We start from the raw sequence: 13,658 nt of genomic DNA on the forward strand, positions 1-13,658 counted from the left end.
GGACTTTCCGAGAATCAGAGGGGGAACGACACCGACATGTCGAAATCGAAATCGGCCAAAAAGGCCCGCGCCGGACATCCTGGCCGCAATCCGAGGGCAGGAGCGTCCAAGTTTGAGGACCAGGTCCGCGCCGCAATGGTTCCCTACCTCGCCGAGCTGCGCGCCTTCTTCAACCAGCGCCATTCACCCGCAGATTCCGATGCGGGTGTCGAAGGGCTTGTCACGCTGCTGACCGTACACGCCAGGCTCCGCAACAAGGTTGCTGTCGCGGAACTGGAGCATGAAGCACTGGCCATCCAGTTCAAGGACCTGCGGGAAATCGGTGACGAGGTAGCCCAGGCCTGCGCCAGCATGCTGCGCGAGTTCATGCTTTTCCTGGCCGAAAGCGGTCGCTGGTCAGGATCGGTCGAAGAATTCAAGATGGTGTTCGACCTGTTGTCAGTCCAAGGTGGAGAATCCCCCGTGGTTGTCCCCGAACTGGACGAAGCCAGCGCGGATGAACGATGGGCAAAGCTGCCCATCGTTTCTGTGGCACGGGCCCTGCTGGCATGGGTGGGCGAGGGCCGCGAGGTGGATGGTGACGGGTTGCTGCTGGACGCGGATCTTGCTTCCGCTGCCGCAGCGGTGGGCCTCGACGTACGCTACGACCCCGGGGCGGGGCAGGTGCCGGCCCGCTGGCTTCCTGCGGCCGGCTCCGGTGTCTCTTCGCTGGCTCAACTCCCCAAGCTGGGCTCCTACTGGGATGCGCTGCTGCGCGCCGGCGTCTTGAGCTTCCAGACAGACAAGGTTGTCCCTAACCCTGTGGTGGCCGAGGCGTTGGAAGGCGAGCAGGGATTCAGCGCCCGTGGCGCGAAGGACCTGATTGCCGAGGGCCTCTACGCCCACGTCCTGCTCCATGCGGTAGGCCCCGAAGGCGACCACACTGTTACACAGATGACCGCGGCCTTGCTGGCCAAGGCTGGATCTGCCAATCCACCACGCACTGAGCTGGCTCTGGCCATTCCGGCGCCCGGTGAGCTGGAACCGGAACAAGAACACCTGCAACCGTTGTTTGCCCAGACCATTCCCGCGGCTGAGGCGCTGCTGCGGGCCCTCGAAGCGGAGGGGATGGTCCGGCTGGGCAAGCACATCAGGGTGCCGCGCGTACTGCGCGCCCCACTCGAACGCGCGCTGACTCGAGTAGCCGAGGAAGTCTTGGGTCAATAACCAGCCTTAACGCCGCGGGGCGGTGAAGATGCAGTGCATCTTCACCGCCCCGCGGCGTTGCTATGACAGTGTGTCAGATGCTGGTTGTCGCAGCGTCGTTGTCCAGACGCGGCAAACGGTCGAACCACGGGTTATCGCCCGGGGTCCCGACATTGACGATCAGGAAGGAATGGTTGGAGGTTCCCTCATTGATGACTGAGTCCACGCCTGCTGCGTCAAAGCCACCCATGGGTCCGGCATGAAGACCGGCGGCGCGGACTGCCATGATGAAGTAGCCCGCCTGCATCCACGCATTGTTCTTGGCGATTTCGGCCCGCGAGGTGGCATCTTCATCGAACATGGCCTTGCGCTCCGGCGCGTGCGGGAAGAACACCGGGAATTGCTCGTGCCAGTTGGCGTCGTAGCTCAGCACCGCAAGGGCCGGCGCCGTCAAGGACTTGGCGCGGTTGCCTTCCATCATCTTTGCCACAACAGCCTCGCGAGCTTCCTGGCTCTTGACCCAAGTGATGCGCAACGGCTGGTTGTTCATCATGGTCGGACCCATTTTGGTTAGCTCATAAATGGCTTCGAGGGTTTCTTCGGATACCGCATCCTGGGAAAAGGTGTTGGCGGTACGGGCTTCGAGGAAAAGTTTGTCGGCAGTCTCAGCGTCGATCGACAGCTGGTCATAGACAGTAGCGGCGGTTTCAACGCTCATGTGAGGGGTGTGCTCCTTGCGGTTCTGCGGTAGTTGCCGCTGAGAAGAACCAGAACTGTATGCCAAAGTATTCCAAAGACAGCGGTAATGCGCGTCACGCCGCGAAGTTGCCGGCAAGAGTTGAGCCGTTTTCAAGGTTAAACATCAGCACGCCCGACGACGCCGTTGGTGGCCACTCTTGGGGTAGTGGCTACCGAGGAATCTTCAATGCCAAATGCTCCTTGGGGGAAAGCATTTGACGCGATTCCTAAGTGCGGAACAACTTGGGGGCATGTTCCACATTTTGGCGTCGTCTGGCGTGCTGGAAATGGAGTCCAAGAATGCCACTCGCAAAACACTCTTGGTTCCCATCGATCGGCTAAAGCGCCGATGTAGTTACAAGCATATCCGCGGCGCCAGGGCTAGCACATTAGACCTTTGGCCATAGTTGATGAGGTAACCTCAGGACTTCACTGCCGGTCCAGTATCTTGATCTGCTTCTTTTCTGGCCCTATCGATAGAGGCGGCCGGCAGTTCAGCGCGGACGACCCAGTCCCCGCGAACGCGCTTCGCCGAGAGCGTTCCTCCGAAGGCTGCCATTCGGTCAGACATTCCGACGATCCCGGAACTGGGCCCTCCAACTTCGCCCCCTTGGTTCACCGCTTGGCGGGGCAACGCGTTCGCGACTTCCAGCAACACTCGATCCGCAACCACAATAGCCTCGATACGGCAGGCCGCGTTCTGCTCAGCGTGCTTCACAATGTTGGTCGTGGACTCTTGCAAGACCCGATACAGCGCCGCCTGCGCTGATTGAGGCAACGCTGCTAGCCTGGGGTCGACGGTCATCTTCGTTGGATGCCCAAGGTCAATCAGTCGTTCGGCAAAAATTTCAACACCAATGAGTATTTCGAGACTGCTTGCGGCATTGCCTGCGGAGTCAACCAGTGAGCCATCCACCCGAGTAGCGGGCCCATCGGACCGCAGTACATTAAGCATGACCCGCAGATCCTGCAGAGCCTCCTTCGACGTGACTCCTATGACCTTGAGTGCGGCTTGGGCCACGGCGGGGTCACCGGAGAAACCAGCGGCCTTGGCCTGCATGGAAATCACCGTGATGTCATGGGCAACAATGTCGTGAAGGTCCCTAGCAATGGCCTTGCGTTCTGCTTCTACGGCTTCTTTTTGCTTGCGCCGAAGCTCTTCGATGCGCCTTCGGTCAGATTCACGTTGTTCTTGATACTTTCTGGCGAAAAGTGCCACGAAGTAGGCGATTCCAATGAGAGGAACCAGAAGAATCAAGAAACCAACGTCGTAGGTACGTATGACCACGATCGAAGTTGCCCATAGAAGCGTGACGCCGAGATACCGGAAGGAAAACTTGCGTGTTTGGGTCAGAGTGACAAGCCCGAGCAACAAAGGCACTACGAGAAGAGAAAAGAGATAGTGGCCAGTAATAAGCGCCAAAATCATAGGAATAACGGAAACCATTACGGCGGATTTGGCGTTGAACCATAGAAGCCCAAGTGCCAAAGTAAAAGTGATACTGACGACTGTTGCGGCAGCACGTTCACGGAATCTGGCGGGGTCTCCCTCACCCACTAAAGTGACAATATCGGTGACGAGTAACAGAGCAACAATTCCGCTTGAGATGAGAAGGATCGTGCGTCCCAAGGGAGTCGCTGATCGAAGGTTGGTAGCTTGTTCTGTCATCGAGCTAATCATGTAACTATTGCTCCTGGAGTCGGGGCTCACGATAGTGAACCCCGACCATCAAGAATACTTAACGGCCACACAGTGCTCCGAGGTTGCGGCAAACCCAGTCATTGAACGCGTCAGACGCGCCGGCGGGTGAAGCCATCGGAAGGGAGAAGCCCTGGGACGCGGGTCCTTGGGCGACTGCGGCCTGTGCAGGCACTGCGGCCGGCAGAAGTAGGGCCACGGACATTGTTACAGCAGCGAAGATGCGAGTTTTGCGAGTCATGATGCTTATTCTTGCACTAATTCTGTGAAGTCAACAGGTATTTATCGATTATTCGTGCTACACGAGCACTTGGCTCACATTGCCGAGCAAAAGTTTCACTAGACTCTCTTCCGTGACTGTCATCCAAGTTCTCGTTGTTGATAATGAACCACTCATGCGCCAGGCCCTCAAGATCATCCTTGAAGCAGCGCCCGGATTCCAATGGTTGGGGGAAGCAACCAATGGAATCGAAGCCGTCGACTTTTGCGCTGGAAACAATCCTGATGTAATCCTCATGGACATGCAGATGCCGCGCATGGACGGCGTCGAAGCAACAAGAATCATCACCACGAACTATCCCGACGTCGGTGTCCTCGCCATCACTGCGTTCTCCTCCGAGGAATACCTCGTTCCGGCACTCCGCGCCGGAGCCGCTGGATACCTAGTCAAGGACGCGGAGCCCACCGAGATCCTTACGGCCATTCAGGCCGTGCACGATGGAAATGCAGCGATCTCTGCGTCTGTGTCGCAAGATCTCATTCTTGCCATCCGTGATGCACACGAAGTGAAGCCGAACAGCACACTGGGACAGATCCCCATAGCGCTATCTGATCGCGAGCACGAAGTACTGCAGTTGTTGGCGCGCGGCAGAAACAACCCCGAAATGGCCGCCGAAATGCACGTTTCGGAAGCCACCGTCAAGGCTCATCTCAGCCGTATCCTCGCAAAACTTGGCGTCAGGGACAGGGTGCAGGCATTGATCCGGGCTGCCCAATACGGGCTGGTTGAACTGCACATGGACTAGAGCGGGCACCATAGTTCTTGACCTAATCCAAAACTCCATGGTTCAACCAAACCCACAAGCGTGATCGCCGACGACGTTCGCTTCAATGGTCCTCGACGTTCCTCAGCTTGGCCAGGAAACCAAATCGGTATTTCCGAAGCCGTGCTGAATTCACAGCATCTTAGGATTATCCAAATCGGGTGGGATAAGCCACGTTTTTGGAGGTCACCCACTGCAATCGCATAAGCTCAAAAAATGACAACTGAACAGAAAAAGGTGAGCTCTTCGCCACCGGTACACCGGTGGGTGTTTTGGCCAGCGGCCATCATCACCATAGTTTTTGCCACTTTCGCCATGACCATGCCTGGCACGGCTGAGACGTTCTTCTTGTCGGTGCAGTCCAAGATCATCGGCTATTTCAATTGGTATTACGTACTGATCGCAACAGGCTTCGTCGTTTTCAGCCTTTGGCTGGGCTTCGGAAAGTTTGGCGAAATCAAGCTTGGCAAAGACGAAGATGAGCCTGAGTTCTCTCTCGGGTCATGGTTCGCATTGCTCTTCGCTGCGGGAATGGGAATCGGACTCGTCTTCTACGGCGTCTCCGAACCACTAAGTCACTTTGCATCGCCCAAACCCGGAGCTTCGGGTTCCCCCTCCGATCTTGCCCAACAGGCACAAGCCCAAACTTTCCTGCACTGGGGAGTCCACGCGTGGTCAATCTACGTGGTCATCGGTTTGGCCCTTGCCTACGCGATCCACCGCCGCGGGCGCCCCATCTCGATTCGATGGACACTCGAACCGTTGTTGGGGCGCAAGGTCCATGGTGGCTTGGGTAATGTCATCGACGTTGTTGCCCTGGTTGGCACGATATTCGGTGTAGCCACCTCGCTGGGCCTAGGCGTCTTGCAGATCAGTGCAGGCCTGGAAAGTGCCGGACTCATCAAGGCGTCCGAATTCATCAACATCATCATCATTGCCGTCGTCACCGGGATGGTACTCCTATCCGTGCTGTCGGGAGTTGGCAAGGGGATGAAATGGCTTTCCAATACCAACCTGATCCTTGCTGGCGTCTTCGTCTCCTTCCTGTTGATCATGGGTCCGACGCAGTTCCTGCTGAGAAACTTCGTTCAATCGGTCGGCAACTACCTGCAAAACTTCCTCGCTATGTCCTTCAATGTCAGTGCCTTCACCGGCGCCGAAGGCGAGGCCTGGCAGGGCGTGTGGACCACGTTCTACTGGGGCTGGTGGATCTCCTGGGCCCCGTTCGTCGGCATCTTCATTGCCCGAATCTCCAAGGGCCGCACCGTGCGCCAGTTTGTTGGCGGCGTCATTCTCGTTCCCACGGTTGTCACGATGCTTTGGTTCTCCGTTCTGGGTGGAACCGCGCTCTACGGCCAGCTGCAGGGCACCGGCAATCTGGTGGGTTCGGATGGTTCGATCGACACTGAAGGTTCATTGTTCGCCATGCTTGATGCCATGCCTGCAGGTGCCTTGCTCACCATTGGCGCGATCATCATGATTGTCATTTTCTTCGTTACCTCCGCCGACTCTGGGGCTCTGGTGATGGGCATGATCGCCACCGGCGGTGAAGCGGAACCGAAGAACTGGATTCGCATCTTCTTCACGCTCGCCACGTCCCTTCTGGCCGCTTCACTTCTACTGTCCGGTGGTTTGGAAGCACTTAAGACCGCAGCGATCATCATTGCGCTTCCGTTCAGTATCGTGCTGATCATGATCTGTTGGTCCACCTATCTAGCCTTCTCCCGTGAAGTGAAGGTTTATGAGAAGGCCCGCCGCATGGCCTTCGTGGACCACATCGGTGATTTCTACGGCTTGGAAGTCGAGGGGCCGAACAGCGATTCACAGCTCCTCAATCTTCATAGGTTGACCGCGCGACTGCGCCGGGCGGTTCCCAAGGACCCAGATGCAGATCGTGCAGTGCCGCTGACGCTGCTTACCTCGCACCCCGCTGGAAATATCGGCGAGCCGGATTCCAATGGTGGAGCAACCGGACGGCCGCCCGCGGACAGCAACTAGCCGCTTCCAGCCCATATTGAGATAGATCATTGGTTTGCCCTCCCCGAATTCGGGGAGGGCAAATCTCTTGCCGTTGAAAATGGGTAGTCACGGTCTCGCAGACTTAGCCGGTCAATCCGGTTGGTCTGTATCCTGTTGTGGTGCAGGCCCGAACATCGTTGCCGCGGGCCCTTGCGGGGTTGTTCGCGCGCTGAGCTCGGGGTGGTGCAAATCCACCGCGGGTCGTTCCGAACGGATCCGTGGAATCGAATGAAAGTTGTGGCGCGGCGGCGGACAAGAGGTCGCCCATTCCAACGATGCCCCAAAACCCCATGGGTCATCCACGACGATCTTCTTGCCGTGACGATGTGTGGTCCAGACATTCCAGAAGAACGGGATCATTGACGCGCCCAGAATGAAAGAAAATACGCTCGAGAACTGGTTCATGGTGGTGAACCCGTCTTCGGGCAGGTAGTCCGCGTAGCGACGCGGCATCCCCATGACACCCAACCAGTGCTGGATCAGGAACGTGCCGTGGAAGCCCACGAACAGCATCCAGAAGTGGATCTTGCCCAGACGCTCGTTAAGCATGTGGCCAGTCCATTTTGGCCACCAGAAGTAGAAGCCCGCGAACATCGCAAAGACGACGGTTCCGAAGACCACGTAGTGGAAGTGCGCGACCACGAAGTAGGTATCGGTCACCTGGAAGTTGAGTCCCGGAGCCGATAAAACGATGCCGGTGAGTCCCCCGAAGAGAAACGTCACCAAAAAACCGATACTCCAGAGCATCGGGGTTTCGAACGTGACCGACCCCCGCCAGAGGGTGCCGATCCAGTTGAAGAACTTCACTCCGGTGGGCACCGCGATCAACATGGTCATGAAGGCGAAAAACGGCAGCATGACCTGACCCGTTGCATACATGTGGTGTGCCCACACCGAGACGGACAGTGCAGCAATCGAGATGGTGGCGAAGACCAGGCCCTTGTAGCCGAAGATCGGCTTGCGGGAAAACACCGGGAAGATCTCGGTGACGATGCCGAAGAACGGCAGGGCAATGATGTAGACCTCGGGGTGCCCGAAGAACCAGAACAGATGCTGCCACAACATCGGTCCACCGGCTTCCGGGTCGAAAACGTGGGCACCGAATCGTCTGTCAGCGCCGAGTGCGAACAACGCGGCAGCCAGCGGCGGGAAGGCCATCAGGATCATGATGGCCGTGATCAGCGTGTTCCACGTGAAAATGGGCATGCGCCACATGGTCATGCCCGGTGCGCGCAGACAGAGGATGGTGGTGATGAAGTTGACGGCGCCGAGAATGGTGCCGAATCCCGACAGCGCCAGTCCGAAGACCCACAGATCTCCGCCCACACCGGGGCTAAAGGTCGTATTCGCCAAGGGCGCATACCCGGTCCAGCCAAAGGCCGCCGCGCCCTGCGGGGTGAGGTAGCCAGCCAATGCGACGGTCGAACCGAAAGAGAAGAACCAGAAGGCCAGTGCGTTCAGACGTGGGAACGCCACATCCGGCGCGCCGATCTGCAACGGCATCATCACGTTGGCGAACCCAGCAAAGAGCGGCGTTGCAAACATCAACAGCATCATGGTGCCGTGCATGGTGAACAGCTGGTTGTATTGCTCCTTGGTTTGCATGATCTGCATGCCGGGTTGGAACAGCTCCGCACGCATCAGCATCGCCATTACTCCGGCAAGGCAGAAGAAGACGAACGAAGTGATCAGGTACATGTACCCGATTGTTTTGTGATCGGTAGTGGTCAGCCAGCCGACAATCAATTGGCCTTTGCGGATGGGGACTACGCGTGGCTGCGTGGGAGCCAGTTCATTCGTCGCGTACTCATACGTTGCCATTTTTCATCTCACGGTTTCCCAAACCGGTGGGTCTGGTAGCTGAGACTGGCCATTGCCGTCCAACAAACGGCCCACGAGGTTTCTGCGCTAAGAAGGGTGCGGTCCTTTCCACCATCCTCCACTTTTCATCAGGTTACTAGGTCGCGAGAGTCTCCAAATCGTCGCCAGCTGCCAGGACCAGCCGACGGTCCCCTCGCCCCCTCTCAACCCGTTACCCGGCGGCTCTTCATCGGGAGGTGAACCAAAGCCGAGCGGCCCGGTACCCGATCCCCACAGCGAACATGGCCAGACCGCCGGCGACAGCGCCGAACGGCAACGTCGCCACGAGCAAAACGCAACCCATTGCCCCGGCAACTCCCAGCCATGCCGGTCCCAAGCGTTCACCGGCGGGTTGCTTGGAGGCCGCGATGTTGGCGATCAGGTAGTAAACGAGCACGCCAAAAGACGAAAAACCAATGGCAGTGCGCAAATCGAGGAATGCGACCAGCACGATGACGATGGCACCGACTGCCAGCTCCGCACGATAGGGCGTGGAAAAGCGGGGATGGATGCGGGAAAAATAGTGCGGAAGGTCGTGCTCGCGTGCCATGGCCATGGAGGTCCGCCCGATCCCTGCTATCAATGCCAACAGGGCACCGAGGGAAGCCAGCGCCGCAGCTGCCTGGACCAGCGGAAGAGCCCAGGAGTTGCCCAGCGCGACAGCCAACGGCTTGGCACTTTGGGCAATGCCACCGGCGCCCAGAACATTGAGCAGCACCACCGCGACCGCTGCATACAGCACCACGATGATTCCAAGACCGATGCCGATGGCTCGCGGAATGCTCCTGGCAGGATTGCGCACTTCCTCACCCAGAGTCGCGATCCGCGCGTAGCCGGCAAAGGCAAAGAACAGCAGCCCGGCGCCTTGCAAGACACCAAACACGCCATTGCCGGGGCCGGCGATGTGCAGCGGTGGATCCTGATCGCCGCCGAGGATGACGGCCACGACCACACCCAGGAGCACCAGGACGGTCGCCACAATGATCCTCGCCGCTGCTGCAGTACGGGTGACACCCAGGCAGTTGACGCCCACCAAGACTGCCACGGCCAGTGCCGCAACCGGCTTCACCCACCCCTCGGGGACCGTGTACGTGGCAAATGTCAGGGCCATGACAGCGGCCGAGGCGATCTTGCCGATGACGAACCCCCACCCTGCGATGAATCCCGCCCATGGACCCAATACTTCGCGCCCGTAGGCGTAGGTGCCGCCCGAGGTCGGATAACGGGCAGCCAGTTGGGCACTGGATCGCGCGTTCACGTAGGCAATGGCGGCGGCGAGGACAAGAGACACCAGGAGTGCGGATCCTGCAGCGGAAGCCGCGGGTGTGAATGCGGAAAAGAGGCCCGCGCCGATCATGGCACCCAGGCCGATCACGACGGCGTCTGAGGTGCACAATCGACGTTGAAGGCCCGGTTCCACTTCGTCCTTGTCCAAATTGCGCATCCTTCATGTCTACTCGGCTGAGGTTAACGGTAGGTGGATGCAGGTTCGGGCGCCATTGATTGCCAGTCACCGTGCCCGTGTGCCGAGGAACCGCGGGACCAGGTTGACCACCATGGCACCGTGGCCTGTCTTGCCTCCATGCGCCTTACCTCGGGGCGCGGCCGTGCGTCTAGTATCAGATGACATCATTGCTTTCAGGTTGCAACCGGGGGACTTCCATGGGCCAGGGATATTTTGCCGTCATCGATACGGAAACCACGGGGCTGTTCCCGGGAAACCACGATCGCATCGCAGAAATTGCCGTGGTCACTCTGGACCGTTCCGGCACTGTCGTTGACAGATGGGAGACGCTGGTCAATCCCGAACGGGACCTCGGGAAGCAGGCCATCCACGGGATTCGGGCTAAAGACATCCTCGAGGCCCCTCGATTCGCTGATATTGCCGAAGAATTGGACTGGAGGTTGTCCGGCACCACAATCGTTGCCCATAATCTCGGATTCGATGCCAGGTTCCTGCTTGCGGAGTTCCAGCGAGCGGGACGTGCCTTGCCCGATTTTTACCTCCCGCGCGGTCTGTGCACCATGCAGATGGCACGCGAATACCTGCCCGGGGCAGGCCGTTCCCTCCAAGACTGCTGCGATTCATTCAGCATCGAATTGCGCCACGCCCACAGTGCCGGCGACGATGCCGAAGCCACAGCAGTGCTTCTCTCCCGATATATGGAACTCGATCCGGATCTCGACGACTGGGACTACTTGCTCAACGAGGCCGCGGCCACCTCGTGGAATGACTCTCCCCCGACAGCCCGGCTCATCCCGGCCCTTCGTTCATCGGCGGATTCCGAGGAAACACATTTCATTGACCGGATCGTCGTTCACCTCCCAGAAATCCCCGGAGCCGCTGCACACCAGGAATACCTGGCACTGCTTGATCGCGCCCTGCTAGACCGCTATCTATCCGCCCATGAACAATCCATGTTGGTGTCGACGGCATCCGACCTGGGCATCGACCGCAGCACCGTCATGGATCTTCATTCGCGCTACTTTCTGTCCATTGCAGATACTGCATGGGCGGACGGGGTCCTGAGCGTTGAAGAACTCAGCGATCTGGCCACGATCTCCGCGCTTCTCGGGCTCCCTACGGAACTACTCGACGCTGCGACACTGGCACATCCGACGTTTCCTATGCAGCCCCAACACGTGGACGCCAGTTCTGGTTTTTTCCTGCAGTCCGGCGACATGGTCGTACTGACTGGGGACATGACACGGCCACGAAGTGCCATCGAAGCCGATCTTGAATCCGCAGGGTTCAAACCGCACGGGGCGGTGACCAAGAAGGTGAAACTTCTTGTGGCAGCGGACCCGGACAGCATTTCGGGCAAGGCCCGCAAAGCGCGACAGTACGGTATCCCTGTCGTCGGCGAGGAGTACCTCTGGAAACAGGTACTGCGAGCTTCCGACCTCCAACACTAATCCGGGGATACCGGGCGCTGTTCAAAGCGTGGTTGCGCGCTAGTATGCTCAAAGGATCAGCGGCGGTGCCGTTCCATCGGACACGGCCGGCAGCCCCAACTTATGCGGAATGATCATGTCTCACGACGGCCCCAAATCAACGCCCAGGGACGACTCGGAACCAGGCACGGCGGCGCCCGGCCCGATCGTCGTCGACATCGACGTGCACCGCATCCGCCGGCATCTGCTCCTTGTCATCCCTGACTTCGAGACCTGGTGCGTGGACACCAATTTCGATGTCGGTGGCGAAAAGCTCCGCTCCCGAATCACCACTTTTCTGGCCCACTACGCCCGGATTAACGGAAATGATGAAATAACGTTCCTGAATGTTCCTGCCTTCGCGGCAACACTTAATGATTTGATGTTCGTCGGTGGGACCAACGAGTTCCTGGAGATGACACACGTTTTCGGAGCGTATCTCGAGTTCATTCACGCCACCGGCAGATGGACAGGAACCCACGAGGAATACGAACAGGTCCACCACTATTTTCAGTGCGTCAGGTTGCCTGAATTCGAGCCCGATTATTCACCGGTCACCGAGCTGCAAGCGGCCATCATCACCGTTCCGAAAATCACGGAGCAAAATGCCTTCGAGGAAATCCAAAAGCTGCCGGCAACCAGACAAATAATCTCGTTCCTGCAGTGGTTCGGCCCAAAACGCGAAATCACCAGTCGTCGGATCCTGAACAAGAAACACGTCAAGGAAGCTGCCGCTTCTCTCGGAATCGATGCCCTTCCGCTCACCGGTGCAACGCCCGTCGGAGGGCCTCCCAAGACCGGGCCCGTCCTGTTCAAGAGCGCTTCGAATATCGGAGTGCTGTCGTTTTACTGGGACGCTTTGGTGGCTGCGGGCCTGATCGAACTAAGCACAACACGGGCGTATCCAACACGCGAAGCCCTGGAATTCTTGAAGGACCCGAACGCCAAGCTCGTCGAAGTCGTGCGAATCGTCGCCAGCAAAATGTATCGTGCGTTCTCCGTGGAAATCGACGACAACTACGATGCCATGGAGACGGGCTATCTGACCCGGTACTTCCTGCTGGAAGCCGCGGTGGAGCCGATCAGCATAGAAGTGCTCAGGCACCCGGTTCGTGGCCTGGACGATGACGATCCACGCTCGGATCGGAACACCATCGAGCGCGCATGGCGAAGACTGGAACGGTTGCGCGACGAAGGCCTGGTCACGATCGGTTCCAGGCTTTCCATCCCGCCGGTATTGCTCAGACCCCTGGTCCTTGAACTTGCAGGGGGCTCCGAAGTTGCGTACAGGTTTGCGGATCCTGCCGAAGAAGCATCCGATCCGCCTGGCCGTCCCAATACCTGAAACCGAAAGCACCGGCAGGCCTCAGGCCTCGAGTCCAATGTTGTTGGTCGCGAAGTCTTCGGCGTAGGCCCGCGCGGAGGTTGCAGGCACCCGCGGAAGGGTCAGCCGGCCAGCGGGGAAGCGATCTCAGCGCCGTTGACGCTCCGCACCGCCCAAGCACCTTCGTCATTGTCGAGCATCGAGACCGATCCGTTGAGAATGCTGTCGAATTCGCGGTCGGCGAGCGCCGAAAGCGTGTAGCGGATGATCGTCCCGTGGCACACCACTGCAACATTCTTACCAGGGAAATCCGCCGCAATCTGTTCGATCGCCGCGCGTCCGCGCTCCACCACGGAGTCCAACTTCTCGATCCCGCCACCGTTCTTGTTGGGCCACAGCTTTTCCCATTCCGGGTCCTTCATTCCCTCGGCTTGGCCATAGTCCCGCTCGATGAGTTCCTCATAGCTGCGACCCAGTTCGATGCCCAGCCCGGCGGCAATGATGCTGGCGGTCTCGCGTGCCCGGGACAGCGGGGAACTGACGATGGCATCCCAGCTACCTGCGCCGAGAACCGATACTGCGTCGTTGGCCTGCTGCCTCCCCACGTCGTTCAAGGGGATGTCGCTGGAACCCTGCAGGCGTCCTTCCGCGTTCCAATTGGTCTGTCCATGTCGAATGAATCCAAGTTTCATGTATCCATTCTCCCGCGTTAGGCACCGTGTTCCGATTCGGGCGACATAAATTTGCCGACCCGGTGCCGTCGAGACCTTTGAAGACCTCAGCGTCACCTAACCGGAGGCCTAGGTTGAACCGCCGACAGGCACACCCGTCCCATCCCACCCCCTGTCCAAGGATC

11 protein-coding genes are annotated in these 13,658 nt (G+C 58.7%); 5 read left to right on the top strand and 6 right to left on the bottom strand.

The features are described 5' to 3' along the window. The first annotated feature begins 36 nt into the window (after positions 1-36). Positions 37-1,206 (top strand): hypothetical protein, encoded by a 1,170-nt coding sequence (locus tag ADIAG_RS16665; protein ID WP_007272597.1) that lies wholly within the window; start codon positions 37-39, stop codon positions 1,204-1,206. A gap of 73 nt (positions 1,207-1,279) precedes the next feature. Here ADIAG_RS16665 and ADIAG_RS16670 read toward each other — a convergent pair whose 3' ends face one another. The 3 genes from ADIAG_RS16670 to ADIAG_RS21485 all read right to left on the bottom strand — a co-directional run bounded on the left by ADIAG_RS16670 (position 1,280) and on the right by ADIAG_RS21485 (position 3,863). After that, complete coding sequence (locus tag ADIAG_RS16670; RefSeq protein ID WP_007272598.1) at positions 1,280-1,903, bottom strand: malonic semialdehyde reductase; 624 nt, start codon at positions 1,901-1,903, stop codon at positions 1,280-1,282. A 441-nt stretch (positions 1,904-2,344) separates the two neighbouring features. Continuing rightward, positions 2,345-3,604 (bottom strand): sensor histidine kinase, encoded by a 1,260-nt coding sequence (locus tag ADIAG_RS20480; RefSeq protein WP_007272599.1) that lies wholly within the window; start codon positions 3,602-3,604, stop codon positions 2,345-2,347. A gap of 58 nt (positions 3,605-3,662) precedes the next feature. Continuing rightward, complete coding sequence (locus ADIAG_RS21485; RefSeq protein WP_149619399.1) at positions 3,663-3,863, bottom strand: hypothetical protein; 201 nt, start codon at positions 3,861-3,863, stop codon at positions 3,663-3,665. 154 nt (positions 3,864-4,017) lie between these two features. Between ADIAG_RS21485 and ADIAG_RS16680 the strand changes: the two genes are divergently transcribed. Together ADIAG_RS16680 and ADIAG_RS16685 are read left to right on the top strand one after the other, a co-directional pair. Further along, positions 4,018-4,647: a response regulator gene (locus ADIAG_RS16680; RefSeq protein WP_007272600.1), complete on the top strand. Its 630-nt coding sequence runs from the start codon at positions 4,018-4,020 to the stop codon at positions 4,645-4,647. A 234-nt stretch (positions 4,648-4,881) separates the two neighbouring features. After that, a complete protein-coding gene (locus tag ADIAG_RS16685; RefSeq protein ID WP_007272601.1) occupies positions 4,882-6,663 on the top strand; it encodes a BCCT family transporter in 1,782 nt (593 codons plus the stop codon). Between the two features lie 111 nt (positions 6,664-6,774). On the opposite strand, the gene ctaD is transcribed toward ADIAG_RS16685, so the two are convergent. Further along, a complete protein-coding gene (gene ctaD, locus ADIAG_RS16690) occupies positions 6,775-8,505 on the bottom strand; it encodes an aa3-type cytochrome oxidase subunit I (RefSeq protein WP_007272602.1) in 1,731 nt (576 codons plus the stop codon). A gap of 226 nt (positions 8,506-8,731) precedes the next feature. Next, a complete protein-coding gene (locus ADIAG_RS16695) occupies positions 8,732-9,988 on the bottom strand; it encodes an APC family permease (protein ID WP_007272603.1) in 1,257 nt (418 codons plus the stop codon). 218 nt (positions 9,989-10,206) lie between these two features. Between ADIAG_RS16695 and ADIAG_RS16700 the strand changes: the two genes are divergently transcribed. Beyond that, the gene (locus ADIAG_RS16700; RefSeq protein WP_007272604.1) at positions 10,207-11,460 is read left to right on the top strand and encodes an exonuclease domain-containing protein; all 1,254 of its coding nucleotides are present in this window, start codon (positions 10,207-10,209) and stop codon (positions 11,458-11,460) included. 115 nt (positions 11,461-11,575) lie between these two features. Next, complete coding sequence (locus tag ADIAG_RS16705) at positions 11,576-12,823, top strand: hypothetical protein (RefSeq protein WP_007272605.1); 1,248 nt, start codon at positions 11,576-11,578, stop codon at positions 12,821-12,823. Between the two features lie 101 nt (positions 12,824-12,924). Here ADIAG_RS16705 and ADIAG_RS16710 read toward each other — a convergent pair whose 3' ends face one another. After that, positions 12,925-13,494 carry a histidine phosphatase family protein gene (locus ADIAG_RS16710; protein ID WP_007272606.1) on the bottom strand — a complete coding sequence of 190 codons (570 nt, stop codon included), beginning with the start codon at positions 13,492-13,494 and terminating at the stop codon, positions 12,925-12,927. Between the last annotated feature and the right edge of the window lie 164 nt (positions 13,495-13,658).

This window comes from Paeniglutamicibacter gangotriensis Lz1y, assembly GCF_000348945.1.
GTDB lineage: Bacteria > Actinomycetota > Actinomycetes > Actinomycetales > Micrococcaceae > Paeniglutamicibacter > Paeniglutamicibacter gangotriensis.